Raw genomic sequence first — 17,040 nt, 5'->3', positions numbered from 1 at the left:
AAACTGTCCATAAATGCTGGAAAAACATGTCACTGCAAACACTAAAACTTAATAGTGGCGCTGAGCGTCGTCTTCGGGGTGGTCATCTTTGGATCTACAGTAATGAGGTAGATAATCGTGCTACACCTTTAAAAAGCTTTGCTCCAGGCGAACAGGTGATTGTTGAAACGGATAAAGGTAAGCCCTTAGGTGTGGCTTATGTTAATCCAAATACGCTGATTTGTGGCCGTATTGTTAGCCGTGATTTGAAATATAAACTGGACCGATCTTTGATCATCCATCGTTTGAAAATTGCGCTTTCCTTGCGAGAAAGTTGTTTTAGTGATAGCTGTTATCGCTTGGTTTTTGGCGACAGTGATGGCTTGTCGGGGTTAGTTATTGATCGTTTCTATGATATTTTTGTTGTGCAGATATCCACTGCAGGAATGGAAGCGGTATTAGACGAGATCATAGAGTCGCTCAATAAGGTGTTTACGCCTAAGGCTATTTTGTTGCGAAATGATGGCAAAATGCGCGATATGGAAGGTCTTGAAACCTACACTGAAATTGTACAAGGGGATATTCCTGAGTTATGCCCTCTGATGGAAAACTCGGTCTCTCTTTTAGCGCCATTACAGAAAGGCCAAAAAACAGGCTGGTTTTATGATCATCGAAACAATCGTGCGCAGATGCAGAGTCACGTTGAGGGCAAACGTGTGCTTGACCTGTTTAGTTACGTTGGAGGCTGGGGAGCGCAAGCGCTTGCTGCGGGCGCCTCTCAGGCGATTTGTGTCGATGCTTCTCATTTTGCGTTGGAAGTTGCGGCAGAAAATGCGCGTATAAATAATGCTGCGGATCGTTTTGAAGGTTTCCATGGTGATGCATTTGATATTTGTAAGTCGCTGATCGCCGATAAAGAAAAATTTGATATGGTTGTTCTTGATCCTCCGGCGTTTATCCAGAAGAAAAAGGATATACGTAATGGTGAACGTGCTTATGCGCGAATGAATAACTTTGCGATGCGTCTGCTGAAAAAAGATGGAATCTTAGTGTCTGCATCTTGCTCTATGCATCTTGAGCGTCAGCGCTTAGTTGATATTATTCGTAGTAACAGCCGTGAACTGGATCGTAATGCGCAGATTTTTGATCAGGGTCATCAAGGGGCTGATCATCCAGTGCATCCTGCGATTCCTGAAACTGATTACCTGAAATCTTTCTTTGTTCGGGTTTTACCATCTTCATAAATCAAAGGGGTATAGGTCTTGCGTTATAACCGATTAGGAAATACGGACCTCAAAGTGAGTGCCATCTGTCTGGGTACTATGACATTTGGCAGTGATCAAAGCGAAGCTGAAGCGTTTGAGCAGATGGATTATGCCTTTGAGAAAGGCGTTAACTTTCTTGATGGTGCGGAAATGTATCCCATTCCAACCTCACCTCAATATCAGGGACGTAATGAGGAGATTATCGGGAACTGGCTGAAAGCTCGTCAAAACCGTGAACAAATGGTTGTTGCTACTAAAGTGACCGGCCCGGGTGATATGGTGAGTTATCTCCGTCCTGATATGGCGCTAGATAGCCGTAATATCCGCGAAGCAGTCACGAATAGCCTTAAACGTTTACAAACGGATTATATCGATCTTTACCAGATTCACTGGCCTGATCGAGCTGCTAATTTTTTTGGTCAGTTGAATTATAACCATCAGCCAGAAAAAGATGGTACGCCGTTGCTCGAAACATTGGATGTGATGAGCGAATTGGTGAAAGAGGGTTTGATTCGTCATGTTGGTTTATCTAATGAAACTGCGTGGGGAACTATGAAGTTTTTGCAGTTAGCTGAACAGCATGGCCTGCCTAAGTGTGTGTCGGTACAGAACCCTTTTAATCTACTTAATCGCAGTGTTGAAATAGGTCTGACTGAGGTTCTACATCGAGAGGAGGTGTCCCTATTACCGTATTCGCCATTAGGTTTTGGTGTGTTGAGTGGTAAATATCTTGGAGACGCTCGCCCTGAAGATGCAAGGCTGACCCGTTATCCTGTGTTTGCTCGTTATTTGAATGAGCAAGGGCAGCTAGCAACACAGGCATACGTTGATTTAGCGCGCCAATATGATCTTGATCCTGCCACTATGGCTCTAGCTTGGGTAAACGGTCGCGATTTTGTATCGAGCAATATTATAGGTGCGAGTAATATAATTCAGTTACAAAATAATATTGATTCTATCGACGTTGATCTTAGTAGTGAGTTACTCACAGCTATTGAAGAAATTAATGTTCGTTTTCCTAACCCTTGTCCATAGTTGTTAAGTTATTTTAGAGCAACGTCCTGTTGCTCTAATCTCTTTTTTTATTGCCATTTGTAAGTTTTTTGCCAGACTTTGTTTAGTGATAAGACAAATAAGGTGATCTTATGTTGCAAGTAAAAGATGCTATGTATCCTGTTAGTTGCCCACTTAGAACTGATATGTCGTTGGTTTATGCTGTAGAGACGATACTTGAATCGGGCTATCTAGGGTTGCCGGTGGTAGATACTGATTCGATAGTCGTGGGTTTTTTGTCTGAATTTGACTGTCTGCCTCATCTGTTAAGGGACAGCTATCATTGCGATAGTCATGTGACGGTTGAGACGTTAATGCAGAAAAATCCGCTAGTGGTGTCGCCGACTATGAGTATTGTTGATCTTGCTCAGCAGATGGCTCTAGATAAACCTAAGGTTTATGCGGTTGTGGAACAGGGTAAACTGCTAGGTGTAATAACGCGAAGTATGCTGATGAAGACGCTAAACGAGGCTCTGAAGCAGTGTAATGCGGTAGCGTGATGTTAGTCTAGGCTGAGCATACTCCGCTAAGAAGCAGAGTATGCTTTAAATAGATCTAACGTAGATCTAATACCGGCCAAAGGTGTTCGTTGGCGTGGGCTTCTAGAGTTTCATCTGGATTAACAGCAATCGGATTAGTGACTAGTTGGAGTAAAGGTAGATCGTTATGGGAATCGCTATAAAAATAGCTATCTTCTAACGTATAGGGATTTGCTGATAGCCAGTCATTAAGTCGAGTGACTTTTCCCTCTTGGAAGCATGGGATGCCTGTTACTTTGCCCGTGTAATTGCCATCAATCATCTCAGGATCTGTCGCGATAATGGCATCAACGCCTAATCTGTTCGCAATGGGGCTAGTAACAAAATGATTTGTTGCTGTAATAATTAATAGATAATCACCGCGTTCCCTGTGGTTTTTCAGTAGTTCTAGGGCTTTTGGTAAGATAATGGGCTCTATTTTTTCTGCCATAAATTGCTGATGTAGTGTATTTAGCTTTTCTTTATGGAGTGTTGCTAGAGGACGGAGTGCAAAATCTAGGAACTCATAAATATCTAAACCGCCATTTTTATACTGGTCATAGAAATAGTCATTAGCGCGGCGGTATTCATCACTGTCGACGATTCCTTTTTCACATAAAAACTCTCCCCAAGCGTGATCACTATCACCACCCAATAAGGTGTTGTCTAAATCAAAAATAGCTAAGCTCAATGGGGTATCTCCTGCCTGTATTAGATGAATGCGATGTCAGTTCGAGAGCATAGGGAGGAACGCCAGTGAATGCAATCGCCATTGTCTAAGCTTGTAAGGGTTATATGCTTTATTATGATTTTTCCCTCAAACCAGCCTGTTCTTGTGCTTAATAGTCATATTCAGGAGTAATATATTGTCTGAGGATTTGCTGAGTATGAAAGAAGTGTGGAACAATAGCTGAAAAGAATTTAGGGATTGTACAGTGATTGATTCAGATGGGTTTAGGCCGAATGTCGGTATCATTCTGGCTAACTCGCTGGGTCAGGTCCTTTGGGCAAGACGAATAGGCCAAGATGCTTGGCAATTCCCGCAGGGTGGTATCAATGAAGATGAAACACCTGAAGATGCAATGTATAGGGAATTGCGGGAAGAAATAGGACTTAAAGTATCAGATGTCGAAATCGTCGCGGTGACGCGCGGTTGGCTCAGATATAGGTTGCCCAAACGAATGATCCGGCGCAATTCACATCCAGTATGTGTCGGCCAGAAGCAAAAATGGTTTTTGTTGAGGATGTTAAGCACCGATAGTGCAGTTGCTATCGATCACACTGATTCGCCAGAGTTTGATGGTTGGAAATGGGTGAGCTACTGGTATCCGCTTGGCCAAGTTGTGTCTTTTAAGCGAGAGGTTTACCGAAAGGCAATGCGAGAGCTATCTCCAAAGTTGTCGCGTATTAATGATAAAAAGACCTGAGTGGAGAGATTGAGTGCTGAATGTATTAAGAAAAATTGTGCAAGAGGTAAGCGTAGCTCCTGATTTAGAGACGGTGCTTAACCTTATTGTGCAGAGAATTCAGCGCTCAATGCATACGCAGGTTTGTTCTGTTTATCTGTTTGACCCGAGTGATCAGTGCTATGTGCTGATGGCGTCAGAGGGGTTAAACGAAGAGGCGATTGGTAGTGTGCGTCTGTCAATCGATGAAGGTTTGGTCGGTACGGTGGTAAAGCGTGCAGAGCCAATCAATCTTGAAAATGCCGCTGATCACCCTGCATATAAGTATGTTGAGGAGACTGGAGAGGAGCGATTAAGTTCTTTCTTAGGTGTCCCGATTATTCGTCATCGAGATGTATTGGGCGTACTTGTTGTTCAGCAAAGAGAGGTGCGCCGCTTTGATGAAAGTGAAGAAGCCTTTCTTGTTACACTGTCTGCCCAGCTAGCCGGCGCTATTGCCCACGCTGAAGCAACGGGCGCCTTAGGCGCCATCGGTGCTCAGTTAACCGATGTGATTGATCTGCGGTTTGAAGGTGTTGCCGGTGTGGCCGGTGTAGCTATTGGTTCTGCTACTGTTGTATCACCGCCTGCAGATCTGAGTTCTGTGCCAGATAAGGCTGCGAAAGATATAGCTAAAGAGATCGCTAACTTTCAAGAGGCACTTAGACTTGTACGCCGTGATATAAAAGTTGTCGGCCGGAGTTTAGCGCAGCGTTTAAGGTCGGAAGAGCAAGCGTTGTTTGATGTCTATTTACGTATGTTGGATGATAACGCGCTTGCGGGTGAAGTAGTCTCACGTATTGAGCAAGGTAATTGGGCTCAAGGTGCACTACGTGAAGTTGTCAGTGAGCATGTGCATCAGTTTTCTATGATGGGTGATCCCTATTTAAGAGAGCGTGCGACGGATATAAAAGACCTTGGACGCAGAGTTTTAGCTTATTTACAGGAAGCTTCCCCTGCACTATTGGAATTTACTGATGAGACTATCCTTGTTGCAGATGAGCTTACCCCTGCGATGCTGGGTGAAGTACCTAGTGAGAAGTTAGTAGGGCTTGTTTCGGTTCATGGTTCTAGTAACTCCCATGTTGCCATTTTGGCTCGTTCAATGGGTATTCCAACCATTATGGGGGCAGTCGATCTGCCTCTTACGCGTATTGATGGGCGTCAATTGATTCTTGACGGTTATTCTGGCCGTATTTATGTACAGCCTAGTGAAAAGTTACTGACGGCATACAGCGATATTGCACGTTGTGAACAGGAGCAAGCGACTGAGTTAGAAGCCCTAAAAGATCTTCCTGCAGAAACCAGCGATGGATATATTATGCCGTTGTGGGTGAATACTGGGCTGGTGGCTGATGTAGCTCGTTCTCTAGATCGTGGCGCGGAAGGTATTGGTTTGTATCGTACCGAAGTGCCTTTTATGATTCGTGAGTTTTTTCCTAGCGAACAAGAGCAGGCTGATACGTATCGTAAGCAGCTTGAAGCCTTTTCCCCTCGCCCTGTGACTATGCGAACACTGGATATAGGTGGCGATAAAGCGCTTCCCTATTTTCCGATCAACGAAGAAAACCCGTTTCTTGGTTGGCGAGGTATCCGAGTTACTTTAGATCATCCTGAGATTTTTCTAGTTCAAGTACGCGCCATGCTGAAAGCAGGTGAAGGTTATGACAATCTTCGGATTATGCTGCCAATGGTTACTAGTGTGGGTGAGGTAGAAGAGGCAAATCGTCAAATTGATCGCGCGGTTCAGGAGCTTCAGGATGAGGGTTATGCGATTAAACGTCCGCTTGTTGGCGTGATGGTAGAGGTGCCTGCTGCAGTGTACCAAGTACGTAGGTTTGCACGACGTGTAGATTTTATCTCAGTGGGCTCTAATGATTTAACCCAGTACCTGCTGGCTGTTGATCGAAATAATCCACGCGTAGCAGGATTGTATGTAAGCTATCATCCTGCGGTACTTAAAGCATTGCAGCATATTGCTCGCGAAGCCCATAAAGAAGGGGCTCATGTATCTATTTGTGGTGAAATGGCTTCAGAGCCCGGTGGTGCTCTGCTATTGATGGCGATGGGATACGATGTGCTCTCTATGAATGCAACGAATTTGCCTAAGGTGAAGTCAGCGATTCGCTCGGTGAGTAAGCAGAATGCCGATCTGTTACTGAAAGATGTGATGGCGATGGATGATGCTGATCGCATACAAAGGTTTATGAATGAGCGCTTAGAGCAACTTGGTATAGCGCTACCTGCTCAGCCAGTATTAGTTATATAATCGTCGATTATCCAATTGGGGGAACTTGAATTAGCTGTGCTTTGCGGCTAATTTTACCATCTGTTCCGTAGCTTTGTTCTAGTATTTGGGTGGTGCCATCTTTCTCCTGTAGTAATACTGTCGTTGCTCTTGTTCCGTAGTTGCTGGTTTTTATAAAGGTTGATGAAAGTATCTTTTCCCACTCGAGGCTTACGCCTGTATCTGGCAGTTGTTCGATCGATGCTTGTGTCTGATCGCTCATAATCTCAATGAGTGACTCAATATCTAAGTTCTTATTTTTGATTAGGCGGGAAAGTTGTGCTTTTACATAACAGACCTTAGGCCAGGGAGTGTCGAGCAATGCATTGCTTAGTGCATAGATGCCTGATTCGAGCTTTTGGGTATCAGTGCTTTTGTTTGAGGCGTAGTAAAAACCGGATTGGTCACCGAGTAGTAGATTAAAATCACTAAATTCCATTTCTTTTGATGCCAATTGTTGCAGATAGTGTTGGGCAGGTATATTTGTGCAGAGAAAGTTGCGTGTTAGTTCTCCTCGTGAACGTAAACGCTTATTCGTTGTCTTATGGCCATCCCGATAGTTCGTTACGGCGGAGAAGCGCCCTGTTGTTGTAATACCTAGCCATGTTCCTGATTTTTCACGATCACGACCAGCGAGTATTTGAGGCTCATCCTGCCAAAAATTTAATAAATCACTCGGGCGCTGGTAAAACTCATCTCTGTTTGCGATTAAAATAAGCGAATATTTAGGATGGCAATTATAGGCAAAAGCGATTAGACACATAGTAAATATCCGTTAAATGGGTAAGATAGCGATCCTATTTAAAATCTAACTGTACACTGTCGATTCTAAGTGTTCAGGAATAAAAATTCACATCAGTAAAGGTTTGCGTGATGTTAGTGACTATTTTGACCTATCTTGTTCTTGGTGCCGCTGCGGGTGTTGTTGCTGGCCTATTTGGGATTGGGGGCGGTCTTTTGATTGTACCTGTGCTTATTTTTTGCTTTGAATTGCAGGGTATGTCATCGGAGGTGTTAACTCATGCTGCGGTCGCTACCTCGTTAGCTACTATTGTTGCAACTTCGGTTAGTTCTACGTTGGCTCATCATCGTAAAGGTGCTGTGCGCTGGGATATTTTTAAGCCGTTAGCGTTAGGTATATTGGTTGGGGCGGTGCTCGGTGTAAAAACGGCAGGGCAGATGAAGGGGGAATGGCTCCAGATTGCTATTGGTTGTTTTGCTATTGCGGTGGCTTTTCAGATGTCCCTGAACTTAAAACCGTCGGCTGGTGAGAAAGAGGTTTCGAAGGGATCATTCGTTATTTCTGGCGGCCTAATTGGTTGGTTGTCGAGTATTTTTGGTATTGGTGGCGGTACATTGACTGTGCCTTATCTAACTTGGGGACGAGTACAGATGCAGCAAGCGGTTGCTACCTCTGCTGCTTGTGGTTTACCTATCGCGGTGATGGGTGCATTGACTAATATTTGGGAAGGCTGGGGGCATGCTGATATGCCTGAATGGAGTGCTGGATATATCTACCTTCCTGCTTTTTTAGGAATTGTGCTTACAAGTACGTTATTTGCCAAGGTAGGAGCTAAGCTTGCGCACAGCCTGCCTGGGCCTGTATTAAAGCGAATTTTTGCAGTGTTTTTGCTTTGCGTAGGTTTGCGTTTTTTACTGACTAATTTGCTATAAGGAGATACAGATGTGGGTGCATGATATAGATCCTATTGCCGTTGCTTTAGGCCCTTTGAAAATTCATTGGTACGGTTTGATGTACTTAGTGGGTTTTGCTGCGGCTTGGTGGCTGGGCGTTAGGCGTGCGCGCAGAGCGGGTTCAGGTTGGAGCGAAGAACAGATCTCAGACATTATTTTCTGGGGGGCAATGGGTGTTGTACTTGGGGGCCGTGCGGGCTATGTCATCTTTTATAACTTTGATAAGTTTATATCTGACCCTTTATGGTTGTTTGCTGTATGGGAAGGGGGCATGTCGTTTCATGGCGGCTTGCTTGGGGTTATTGTGGTGATGTATCTGTTTGGTCGCCAGCATAAAAAAACCTTATTTCAAATGACCGACTTTATTGCACCTTTAATACCGGTCGGTTTAGGCGCTGGTCGTATTGGTAACTTTATCGGTGGTGAGCTATGGGGGCGAGTGACGGATCAGCCTTGGGGAGTTGTTTTTCCACGTGCAGGAAATTTACCGCGACATCCTTCTCAGTTATATGAGTTTGTGCTTGAGGGCGTAGTGCTGTTTGTGTTGTTGTGGTGGTTCTCGTCTAAGCCTAGGCCTCGAATGGCTGTATCAGGACTATTTCTCCTGTTGTATGGGGTTTTTCGTTCGATGGTGGAGTTCGTGCGTGAGCCTGATGAGCACATAATGTTTTTGGCGTTTGATTGGCTGACAATGGGGCAGTTGCTATCCTTGCCTATGATCATCGTGGGTGTGTTCCTTCTTCTTTGGTCAAAAAAGCAGGGGAGTGTAGAAGCTGTTGCTCGATGAGTAACCATTAGACGAAATAGTTGAAAGGTATAGATTGTCGTTAATATGACTTTCTATATCCCTGCATACAGTCTTTTAGACTGAATGCAGGGCGATGGGATAGTAGAATTACACGGAAAATGGATATTGTATAGCCGGGTGATGCTCATAGCCTTCGATTTCAAAGTCATCGAGTGTGACCCATGTTTCTAGATCTTCTAGTGATTTGATATCAGGGTTGATGATCAGTTTTGGTGAGGCTAATGGCTCGCGTTGAAGCTGTACATTTTTCATTAATTCCAACTGGTCCTCATAAATGTGCGCATTGACGATTTTATGAAAAGCCTGTCCGGGCTTGTTGCCGGTAATTTGTGCCATGATGGCCAAGAAGAAATAAACCTGAACCATATTGAAATTTAACCCCAGCGGTACATCACAGCTTCTTTGGGTGCTGTTCAAGTATAACGTATCGCCGAGTAGGGAAAAATGATGGCTGTACATACAGGGACGCAAACATCCCATGTGGAACGCGCCTGGGTGATAGAAAGTGAAAATTTCGCCGCGATCATCAATGCCATTAGAAAGGTCATCGACAATCTTACGAAGTAGATCAATTTTTCCGCCATCGACTTTAGGGAAGTTGCGCCCGATCTTGCCATAGATTAATCCGCAATCATCAGTCCCTTTGCGATATGGATTGGCAAGCCAGTCTGAATTATCGTTTGCGTTAGCATTCCAAGTTTTGGTGCCGATTTTGCGAAAATCAGCCGCGTTATCGTAGCCTCGGATATAACCGATAATCTCTGCTATAGCAGATTTATAAAAGCTTTTGCGAGTTGTAACGAGAGGGAATTCTCCATCTTTTACGTTATAGGTAAGATCAGCGTCGATAATGGTTAGGCACTTCTTGCCTGTTCGCTTGTTGTCAACCCAGACACCTTGATCGACTATTCTTTGGCAAAGATCTAGATATTGCTTCATGGCTTTGTTATTAACCTGAATTCGATTTGAGACTAGTTTATGATAACGATAAAAAAGAATGCCATGTTAGCAGTTTTTTAAAATTACGGTAGAAGGAGTGGGTGTGAAGTTAGCCATCATTGTTGCTCAAGATAAAAATCGGGCAATCGGTATTAATAATAAGTTGCCTTGGCATCTACCAGAGGATCTTCGCTATTTTAAGCAGGTGACCATGGGTAAACCAATTATTATGGGGAGAAAAACATTCGAGTCTATCGGGCGGCCATTGCCAGGTAGGGTGAATATTGTTATATCGCGTCAGGAAAGTTATGCCCCAGAAGGGGTGAGAGTTGTTAATAGTTTGGATGATGCAGCTGAATTAGCTGAAAGTATCTGTCTAATTGATGGCGCCGATGAAGCAATGATTATCGGTGGTGCGCAGATATATGCTCAGGCGATTGATAGAGCTGATCGTTTATACTTAACGGAAGTCGATGCAGAGATTAATGGTGATGCATGGTTTCCAGAGTTTGATCGTTCTGCTTGGAATGAGCTTGGGCGGGAAGACTTTTTGGCTGAAGGGCCAAATCCCTATAATTATAGTTTTATCGTGTTAGATCGAATTTAATCAAAAAAGGCTAAGTAGTATGACGGTCCGTTCGTTGTTGTCTATTTTGGCTGATGGCAAGTTTCATTCAGGGCGAGAGCTGGGAGATGAGGTTGGTGTTAGTCGTAGTGCGATCTGGAAGCATGTACGTCGTTTTGAAGACGGTGGTTTAGATATTTTCAGTGTTAAAGGGCGTGGATATCGAGTCCCAGGTGGTCTTGAACTACTCGATATAGAGCGTATTCAGCAAGGGCTATTGCCTGAGGTTAAGGTGTTGATCAAGGATCCTGATTTGCGACTGAGTATCGAATCCACTAATGAGTTAGCGATGGAGGCCAGTCAGCGTGGTGATTGTCATGGTCGCTTGTTCTTGGCTGAGCAGCAATTAGCTGGCCGAGGACGTAGAGGTCGTGAGTGGGTAAGTCCGTTTGCTCGTAACCTGTATTTCTCTTTGGTTTGGCGTTTTGAGCAAGGTGTTGCTGCACTTGAAGGTTTAAGTCTTTTAGTGGGTCTTGCTATTGTGCGAGCCTTGGAAAAGATGGAGATCCAAGGTGTTGAGCTTAAATGGCCGAATGATCTTTTACATCAAGGTAAAAAACTTGCTGGAATTTTGCTCGAAGTTCATGGTGAGGCTTCCGGTCAGTGCCAGGTTGTTATTGGTGTCGGTATTAATGTTGAGATGCCGAAAGAAGTAAGTGAGGCTATAGATCAACCATGGACCGATCTGAAGACTATTACTGGTGGAGTGGTAAGCCGTAATCAATTGCTAGCGGTTATCCTTAATGAGTTAGTGGTTTGTTTGGAGCGTTTTGATAAGGAGGGCTTTGTGGGGTTGGTTGATGAGTGGCAATCTCGTCACGCTATGCAAAACGAGGCGGTGATTCTGCAAATAGGTGATGAGTTTGTGGAAGGGGTATGTCGGGGTGTTGATGGCTCTGGTGCTTTGTTACTTCAGTCTGCTGCCGGTATCAAGGCTTATCATGGTGGTGAAATTAGTGTTAGACGTCCAGTATGATTCTAGAGATTGATGCAGGTAATACCTTTGTTAAGTGGCGCTTGCTTGATAACTTAGATGTAGTGAAGCGTGGGCGCTTTTTAACAGAACAGTTAAGTCGAAGCATACCTGTTGAATGGCAGGAGGCAGTTGCTGAAATTAGAGTTGCCTCCGTAGCTGGTAAAGATATTAATCTGCAAATAGAAGCTGTTCTCTCTGGCTATCACTCCATAGAGATACGGTTTGCGCAAACGACAGGTTTTTGTGCTAGCGTGAAAAATAGCTATGCGCAACCCGAGCGCATGGGAGTCGATCGTTGGTTGGCCATGTTGGCGGCCTACAATAAAGTTAAGCGAGCTTGTTGTGTTGTGGACTGTGGTAGCGCTATCACGATTGATTTTATTGATGCATTTGGAAAGCATCAAGGTGGATATATTTTGCCTGGACTTAGATTGATGAAACAGGATTTGTTGTCTAATACAGCTGAGATCCAAGTTGATCGATCTATATCTGCTTTTGATCTTGTGCCGGGCAGAGATACGTCTGCGGCAGTTGATCATGGTATTAATTACCTGTTTCTTTCTTTGGTTGAAAAGGTCGCCAGAGATATTAATAAGCCTATGGAGTCATATCAGCTATTTGTCACGGGTGGAGATGGGCAGCTGTTTGCGTCTCTTGTTGAGGGAGGGGAGTATTCTTCTGATCTTGTACTTGATGGTCTTGCTTGGGGTCTCAGCACGTAATGCTGCGTTGGATTTGTCTGTTTGCTTTATTGGCAAATGCGCTTCTTTTGTTGTGGTATTCGGTGCAAGCTCCGCGTACGGTCCCCCGCCTCGATAATCTTTCCCGCGATATTGATACATTGCGTCTTGTGGGCGAGATTAACCCTCAATCATTAGTTTGGCTGAGTGGAGACTCTGAAGTTTCATCATGTGTAGAATTTGATGGTTTTAGAAGTCGGGTAAAGGCTGGTGCTGTAAAACGATTTGTTTATGAGCAAGGGTTTTCTTCTGAAGTGGAGGAAGTTCGAGTTCAAGTTGAGCGTAATCATAAAGTGATAGTTGTTCTGCCTGATGAATTAAATGAGCGCATGAGGGTTATAGATTATTTAGAAAGCTCTGAAGGCTTAAAATCGGAAAAGATGCTTAATTTTGAGTATGCGATCGCAGCTTTTGAAGGCAGAGCGGAGGCTGAAGAGAAGCTGATGGAGCTGAAGGCCTCTAAAATAAAGGCGCGTATTGAATTTGAACGGGTAAGCGAGTTACGTTTTAGGGTGCGTGTTTTTGAGGATATTGATCGAAAATTATCCAATGAAATCAAAGAAGTAGTTATGGAAAGCTATTCTGTAGAAAAAAATGAAAAAAAAGTGTGTCAAAGGGTTGCAAGCATAAGGTCTACTGAGTAATATACGCGCCACTTCGTTGTTGAGAGGCCGGTATAGCTCAGTTGGTAGAGCAACTGACTTGTAATCAGTAGGTCCGGGGTTCGACTCCTCGTGCCGGCACCATCTCAGGCCAGGCGAAGTATTGAAATTGTTGGTGGGGTTCCCGAGTGGCCAAAGGGATCAGACTGTAAATCTGACGCGAAAGCTTCGGTGGTTCGAATCCACCCCCCACCACCATTCATTGCAAGGCGGGTATGGTATAGTGGCTATTACCTCAGCCTTCCAAGCTGAAGAGGCGGGTTCGATTCCCGCTACCCGCTCCAATGACCTATTGCTCAAGTAGCTCAGGGGTAGAGCACACCCTTGGTAAGGGTGAGGTCGGCGGTTCAATTCCGCTCTTGAGCTCCAGAATTTATTTTAGGGTAGATATAGAAATATATCTGCCCTTTGTTATATTTGGCGCTTTGTAAATTAATTGTACTGGTAGAGACCGATGGCTAAAGAACAATTTGAACGCTCAAAACCGCATGTTAACGTTGGTACAATCGGCCACGTTGACCACGGTAAAACTACACTTACTGCTGCTCTGACTCGCGTATGCGCTGAGGTTTGGGGTGGTGATGCAGTTGCATTCGATGGTATCGATAACGCTCCAGAAGAGCGTGAGCGTGGTATCACAATCGCGACTTCACACGTTGAGTATGATTCTCCAGATCGTCATTACGCACACGTTGATTGCCCAGGACACGCGGATTATGTAAAAAACATGATCACAGGTGCTGCGCAGATGGATGGCGCGATTCTAGTATGTGGCGCGACTGATGGTCCTATGCCACAGACTCGTGAGCACATCCTGCTTTCTCGTCAGGTAGGTGTACCTTACATCGTAGTATTCTTGAACAAAGCTGATCTTCTTGCAGAAGATTGTGGCGGTGCTGATTCTGAAGAATACGAAGAGATGCTTGAATTGGTTGAAATGGAGCTTCGTGAGCTTCTAGAGCAGTATGACTTCCCAGGTGATGACACACCAATTATCGCAGGTTCTGCGCTAATGGCGTTGAATGGTGAAGATGATAATGGGCTGGGTACGACAGCAGTTAAGACGCTGGTTGAGACGCTAGATTCTTATATTCCTGAGCCTGAGCGTGCAATTGATGGTGCATTCATTATGCCTATCGAGGACGTATTCTCTATCCAAGGTCGTGGTACTGTAGTAACAGGTCGTGTAGAGCGCGGTATTATTAATACAGGTTCTGAAGTTGAGATCGTTGGTATTCGTGAAACACAGACAACAACGTGTACGGGTGTTGAAATGTTCCGTAAACTGCTTGACGAAGGTCGTGCAGGTGAGAACATTGGTGCGCTTCTACGTGGTACTAAGCGTGAAGATGTTGAACGTGGTCAGGTTCTAGCTGCACCAGGTTCTATTACACCGCATACTCGTTTCGAAGGCGAAGTGTACGTGCTATCCAAAGAAGAGGGTGGTCGTCATACTCCTTTCTTCAAAGGTTACCGTCCACAGTTCTACTTCCGTACAACGGATATCACGGGTGCATGTGAGCTTCCAGACGGTGTTGAAATGGTAATGCCAGGCGATAACGTTCAGATGGATGTTACGCTAATCAACCCGATTGCGATGGAAGAAGGCCTGCGTTTTGCGATCCGTGAAGGCGGTCGTACAGTAGGTGCTGGTGTTGTATCTAAAATTATCGAGTAATATTAGATAATTAGGTATTGCCAATCGATGGGGAGGCCTATACAATACGCCTCCCTATTATGCGATAGGCCAGTGGCTCAATTGGCAGAGCAGCGGTCTCCAAAACCGCAGGTTGTGGGTTCGAGTCCCTCCTGGCCTGCCAACTCATTCGGAGTTGGTATCTTGCAAGCGAATCGTTTTTAGTAATCCTGAGGCCCTAAGCGTGAATGCGAAAGTGAATCCCGAAGGTTCAAAGTTTGATGCCCTGAAATGGGTGGTTGTAGTGGCGGTTGTCGCTGCCGGTGTTGTGGGTAACTCCATCTTTGCTGATCAGTCTTTGTTCTACCGTGTAGTAGCATTGCTGGTGTTGGCTATGGTTGCAGGTTTTATATCCCTGCAAACGGCTAAAGGTAAGGCTTTCTTCACTTTGTTTAAAGAAGCAAAGCAGGAGATTCGTAAGGTGGTGTGGCCGACACGCCAAGAAACGTTGCAGACGACAGCTATTGTTGTTGTGGTCGTTTTGGTTGTTGGTTTGATGCTGTGGGGGCTTGACTCGTTATTGAGTTGGCTTGTATCTGGGGCGATTAGTTAAGAGGCGATAAGCATGTCGATGCGTTGGTATGTAGTGCATGCGTACTCCGGGTACGAGAAGCGTGTGATGAATACGCTAAAAGAACGAGTTGAACTGCATAGTATGCAGGATCTTTTTGGTGAGATTTTAGTTCCTACCGAAGAGGTTGTAGAGATTCGCGATGGTAAAAAGCGAAAATCTGAACGTAAGTTCTATCCTGGTTATGTTTTAGTGAATATGGATATGAACGACGAAAGCTGGCATTTGGTGAAAAATACACCTCATGTTTTAGGTTTTATTGGTGGTACGGCAGGTAAGCCTGCGCCGATCACTGAAGCTGAAGCGAATGAAATTCTAAGTCGTGTGGAAAGTGGTGTTGATAAGCCGCGTCCTAAGACTGTGTTTGAGCCAGGCGAAATGGTGCGTGTTACTGATGGCCCATTTGCTGACTTTAACGGTGTTGTAGAAGAGATTAATTACGAGAAGAATAAACTGCATGTTGCAGTGTTGATTTTCGGTCGTTCTACACCGGTTGAGCTAGATTTTGGTCAGGTAGAAAAAGCCTGATAAAAAGTATGAAGGAATAACCTCAGCGAGAGCTGGGGTTTTTCTGTCTTGAGAAAATGGGGAGCTGAGAGGCGTTTGAACCCACTAGGAGTACATTGAAAAATGGCTAAGAAAATTGAAGCTTACATTAAGCTGCAAGTTCCTGCCGGTGGCGCGAATCCGTCACCTCCAGTAGGTCCTGCGTTAGGTCAACATGGTGTTAACATCATGGAATTCTGTAAAGCGTTTAATGCCCAGACACAGGGCATGGAAAGCGGTTTGCCTGTTCCTGTTGTTATTACTGTTTATGCTGATCGTAGCTTTACGTTCATCACTAAAACACCTCCTGCAGCAGTGTTGTTGTTGAAGGCTGCAGGCCTTAAGAGTGGTTCTGGTCGTCCGAATACTGAAAAAGTGGGTTCTGTTACTCGCGCTCAGTTAGAAGAGATCGCTACTGTTAAAATGCCAGACCTTACAGCTGCTGATATGGATGCGGCTTGCCGTACTATTGCTGGTACAGCGCGTAGCATGGGCTTACTTACAGAGGTGGATGAGTAATGGCTAAGTTAACTAAACGTCAAAAGTTGATTGCTGAGAAAGTAGAAGCTGGTAAAGCGTACGCTATCGAAGATGCTGTTTCTCTATTGTCTGAACTATCTACTGTAAAGTTCAAAGAAACGGTTGATATCGCTGTAAATCTAGGCGTTGATCCACGTAAATCTGATCAGGTTGTTCGTGGTTCTACTGTATTGCCTAATGGTACAGGTAATGATGTTCGCGTAGCCGTATTTGCTCAAGGTGAAAATGCTGAGAAAGCAAAAGAAGCTGGCGCAGATGTTGTTGGTTTTGAAGATCTTGCTGAGCAAATTAAAGGCGGTGATCTTGATTTTGGTGTTGTTATTGCGACGCCAGACGCTATGCGTGTTGTTGGTCAGCTAGGTCAGGTGCTTGGTCCTCGAGGCCTAATGCCTAACCCTAAAGTTGGTACAGTAACACCAGATGTTGTTACAGCAGTTAAAAATGCTAAAGCAGGTCAGGTTCGTTTCCGTACTGATAAGAACGGTATTATTCATGCTGGCGTTGGTAAAGCTGATTTTGAAGCTGCTTCTATCAAGCAAAACATTGAAGCATTGATTGCAGATTTGAAGAAGCTGAAGCCTTCTGCTGCAAAAGGTATTTATCTTAAGAAGGTAGTTCTGTCCACTACAATGGGTCCAGGTCTACTTGTTGATCAGGCTTCTTTGGAAGTTTAATCAATGAAAGGTTTTTTGAGG

19 protein-coding genes and 5 tRNA genes are annotated in these 17,040 nt (G+C 44.6%); 21 read left to right on the top strand and 3 right to left on the bottom strand.

Features of this window, described 5'->3' with window-relative positions:
* Nucleotides 1–26: 26 nt before the first annotated feature.
* From A3774_RS03105 to A3774_RS03095, 3 genes are all read left to right on the top strand, one after another.
* Entirely contained in the window at nt 27–1,223 is a 1,197-nt protein-coding gene (locus A3774_RS03105) for a class I SAM-dependent rRNA methyltransferase (RefSeq protein WP_067862948.1), read from the top strand.
* Between the two features lie 18 nt (nt 1,224–1,241).
* Nucleotides 1,242–2,279 (top strand): NADP(H)-dependent aldo-keto reductase, encoded by a 1,038-nt coding sequence (locus tag A3774_RS03100; RefSeq protein WP_067862945.1) that lies wholly within the window; start codon nt 1,242–1,244, stop codon nt 2,277–2,279.
* 110 nt (nt 2,280–2,389) lie between these two features.
* Entirely contained in the window at nt 2,390–2,797 is a 408-nt protein-coding gene (locus A3774_RS03095) for a CBS domain-containing protein (protein ID WP_067862942.1), read from the top strand.
* A gap of 55 nt (nt 2,798–2,852) precedes the next feature.
* Here the strand turns inward: A3774_RS03095 and A3774_RS03090 are convergent, their stop codons facing one another.
* On the bottom strand, nt 2,853–3,506 hold the full coding sequence (locus A3774_RS03090; protein ID WP_067862934.1) for a histidinol-phosphatase: 654 nt from the start codon (nt 3,504–3,506) through the stop codon (nt 2,853–2,855).
* A 244-nt stretch (nt 3,507–3,750) separates the two neighbouring features.
* Between A3774_RS03090 and A3774_RS03085 the strand changes: the two genes are divergently transcribed.
* Entirely contained in the window at nt 3,751–4,242 is a 492-nt protein-coding gene (locus A3774_RS03085) for an RNA pyrophosphohydrolase (protein ID WP_067862931.1), read from the top strand.
* 13 nt (nt 4,243–4,255) lie between these two features.
* On the top strand, nt 4,256–6,529 hold the full coding sequence (ptsP, locus tag A3774_RS03080; protein WP_067862929.1) for a phosphoenolpyruvate--protein phosphotransferase: 2,274 nt from the start codon (nt 4,256–4,258) through the stop codon (nt 6,527–6,529).
* A gap of 7 nt (nt 6,530–6,536) precedes the next feature.
* Here ptsP and A3774_RS03075 read toward each other — a convergent pair whose 3' ends face one another.
* Nucleotides 6,537–7,310, bottom strand: coding sequence for an NRDE family protein (locus tag A3774_RS03075; RefSeq protein ID WP_067862926.1), 774 nt, complete (start codon nt 7,308–7,310; stop codon nt 6,537–6,539).
* A 110-nt stretch (nt 7,311–7,420) separates the two neighbouring features.
* Here A3774_RS03075 and A3774_RS03070 point away from each other — a divergent pair, with 110 nt between their 5' ends.
* Both A3774_RS03070 and lgt read left to right on the top strand, forming a co-directional pair.
* On the top strand, nt 7,421–8,221 hold the full coding sequence (locus A3774_RS03070; protein WP_082792330.1) for a sulfite exporter TauE/SafE family protein: 801 nt from the start codon (nt 7,421–7,423) through the stop codon (nt 8,219–8,221).
* 10 nt (nt 8,222–8,231) lie between these two features.
* Nucleotides 8,232–9,029 carry a prolipoprotein diacylglyceryl transferase gene (lgt, locus tag A3774_RS03065; protein WP_067862924.1) on the top strand — a complete coding sequence of 266 codons (798 nt, stop codon included), beginning with the start codon at nt 8,232–8,234 and terminating at the stop codon, nt 9,027–9,029.
* Nucleotides 9,030–9,137: 108 nt separating this feature from the next.
* Here lgt and A3774_RS03060 read toward each other — a convergent pair whose 3' ends face one another.
* Complete coding sequence (locus A3774_RS03060) at nt 9,138–9,989, bottom strand: thymidylate synthase (RefSeq protein WP_067862923.1); 852 nt, start codon at nt 9,987–9,989, stop codon at nt 9,138–9,140.
* 103 nt (nt 9,990–10,092) lie between these two features.
* Here A3774_RS03060 and A3774_RS03055 point away from each other — a divergent pair, with 103 nt between their 5' ends.
* The 14 genes from A3774_RS03055 (at nt 10,093) to rplA (ending at nt 17,019) form a co-directional block, all read left to right on the top strand.
* Nucleotides 10,093–10,596 (top strand): dihydrofolate reductase, encoded by a 504-nt coding sequence (locus A3774_RS03055; protein WP_067862922.1) that lies wholly within the window; start codon nt 10,093–10,095, stop codon nt 10,594–10,596.
* A gap of 19 nt (nt 10,597–10,615) precedes the next feature.
* Nucleotides 10,616–11,590, top strand: a complete 975-nt coding sequence (birA, locus tag A3774_RS03050) for a bifunctional biotin--[acetyl-CoA-carboxylase] ligase/biotin operon repressor BirA (RefSeq protein WP_067862921.1) — start codon at nt 10,616–10,618, stop codon at nt 11,588–11,590.
* Nucleotides 11,587–12,312: a type III pantothenate kinase gene (locus tag A3774_RS03045; protein ID WP_067862920.1), complete on the top strand. Its 726-nt coding sequence runs from the start codon at nt 11,587–11,589 to the stop codon at nt 12,310–12,312. Before birA ends, A3774_RS03045 begins: the two co-directional genes overlap by 4 nt.
* Nucleotides 12,312–12,974 carry a hypothetical protein gene (locus A3774_RS03040; RefSeq protein WP_067862918.1) on the top strand — a complete coding sequence of 221 codons (663 nt, stop codon included), beginning with the start codon at nt 12,312–12,314 and terminating at the stop codon, nt 12,972–12,974. Before A3774_RS03045 ends, A3774_RS03040 begins: the two co-directional genes overlap by 1 nt.
* 26 nt (nt 12,975–13,000) lie before the next feature.
* Nucleotides 13,001–13,076 (top strand) — tRNA-Thr (locus A3774_RS03035).
* 30 nt (nt 13,077–13,106) lie between these two features.
* Nucleotides 13,107–13,190: transfer RNA gene (locus A3774_RS03030), tRNA-Tyr, on the top strand.
* A gap of 11 nt (nt 13,191–13,201) precedes the next feature.
* Nucleotides 13,202–13,276, top strand: a tRNA-Gly gene (locus tag A3774_RS03025).
* Nucleotides 13,277–13,286: 10 nt separating this feature from the next.
* A tRNA-Thr gene (locus A3774_RS03020) sits at nt 13,287–13,361 on the top strand.
* Nucleotides 13,362–13,446: 85 nt separating this feature from the next.
* Nucleotides 13,447–14,670, top strand: a complete 1,224-nt coding sequence (tuf, locus tag A3774_RS03015) for an elongation factor Tu (protein WP_067862880.1) — start codon at nt 13,447–13,449, stop codon at nt 14,668–14,670.
* 66 nt (nt 14,671–14,736) lie between these two features.
* Nucleotides 14,737–14,812, top strand: a tRNA-Trp gene (locus A3774_RS03010).
* A 60-nt stretch (nt 14,813–14,872) separates the two neighbouring features.
* On the top strand, nt 14,873–15,241 hold the full coding sequence (gene secE, locus A3774_RS03005) for a preprotein translocase subunit SecE (protein WP_067862913.1): 369 nt from the start codon (nt 14,873–14,875) through the stop codon (nt 15,239–15,241).
* Between the two features lie 12 nt (nt 15,242–15,253).
* Nucleotides 15,254–15,787 (top strand): transcription termination/antitermination protein NusG, encoded by a 534-nt coding sequence (gene nusG / locus A3774_RS03000; protein WP_067862911.1) that lies wholly within the window; start codon nt 15,254–15,256, stop codon nt 15,785–15,787.
* Between the two features lie 102 nt (nt 15,788–15,889).
* Nucleotides 15,890–16,324, top strand: coding sequence for a 50S ribosomal protein L11 (rplK, locus tag A3774_RS02995; protein WP_067862909.1), 435 nt, complete (start codon nt 15,890–15,892; stop codon nt 16,322–16,324).
* Nucleotides 16,324–17,019, top strand: a complete 696-nt coding sequence (rplA, locus tag A3774_RS02990) for a 50S ribosomal protein L1 (protein ID WP_067862902.1) — start codon at nt 16,324–16,326, stop codon at nt 17,017–17,019. Before rplK ends, rplA begins: the two co-directional genes overlap by 1 nt.
* Nucleotides 17,020–17,040 lie beyond the last annotated feature (21 nt).

The organism is Neptuniibacter marinus (assembly GCF_001597725.1).
Taxonomy (GTDB): domain Bacteria; phylum Pseudomonadota; class Gammaproteobacteria; order Pseudomonadales; family Balneatricaceae; genus Neptuniibacter; species Neptuniibacter marinus.
Note: the sequence above shows the minus strand (reverse complement) of the source record. Positions and strands in the feature narration are given on the sequence as shown.

What these genes read in the sequence shown, in the direction of transcription:
- A3774_RS03105 (WP_067862948.1), top strand. Translation starts at nt 27, where the DNA reads ATGTCACTGCAAACACTAAAACTTAATAGTGGCGCTGAGCGTCGTCTT.
- A3774_RS03095 (WP_067862942.1), top strand. Translation starts at nt 2,390, where the DNA reads ATGTTGCAAGTAAAAGATGCTATGTATCCTGTTAGTTGCCCACTTAGA.
- A3774_RS03075 (WP_067862926.1), bottom strand. Translation starts at nt 7,310, where the DNA reads ATGTGTCTAATCGCTTTTGCCTATAATTGCCATCCTAAATATTCGCTT.
- A3774_RS03070 (WP_082792330.1), top strand. Translation starts at nt 7,421, where the DNA reads ATGTTAGTGACTATTTTGACCTATCTTGTTCTTGGTGCCGCTGCGGGT.
- lgt (WP_067862924.1), top strand. Translation starts at nt 8,232, where the DNA reads ATGTGGGTGCATGATATAGATCCTATTGCCGTTGCTTTAGGCCCTTTG.
- A3774_RS03060 (WP_067862923.1), bottom strand. Translation starts at nt 9,989, where the DNA reads ATGAAGCAATATCTAGATCTTTGCCAAAGAATAGTCGATCAAGGTGTC.
- birA (WP_067862921.1), top strand. Translation starts at nt 10,616, where the DNA reads ATGACGGTCCGTTCGTTGTTGTCTATTTTGGCTGATGGCAAGTTTCAT.
- A3774_RS03045 (WP_067862920.1), top strand. Translation starts at nt 11,587, where the DNA reads ATGATTCTAGAGATTGATGCAGGTAATACCTTTGTTAAGTGGCGCTTG.
- A3774_RS03040 (WP_067862918.1), top strand. Translation starts at nt 12,312, where the DNA reads ATGCTGCGTTGGATTTGTCTGTTTGCTTTATTGGCAAATGCGCTTCTT.
- tuf (WP_067862880.1), top strand. Translation starts at nt 13,447, where the DNA reads ATGGCTAAAGAACAATTTGAACGCTCAAAACCGCATGTTAACGTTGGT.
- nusG (WP_067862911.1), top strand. Translation starts at nt 15,254, where the DNA reads ATGTCGATGCGTTGGTATGTAGTGCATGCGTACTCCGGGTACGAGAAG.
- rplK (WP_067862909.1), top strand. Translation starts at nt 15,890, where the DNA reads ATGGCTAAGAAAATTGAAGCTTACATTAAGCTGCAAGTTCCTGCCGGT.
- rplA (WP_067862902.1), top strand. Translation starts at nt 16,324, where the DNA reads ATGGCTAAGTTAACTAAACGTCAAAAGTTGATTGCTGAGAAAGTAGAA.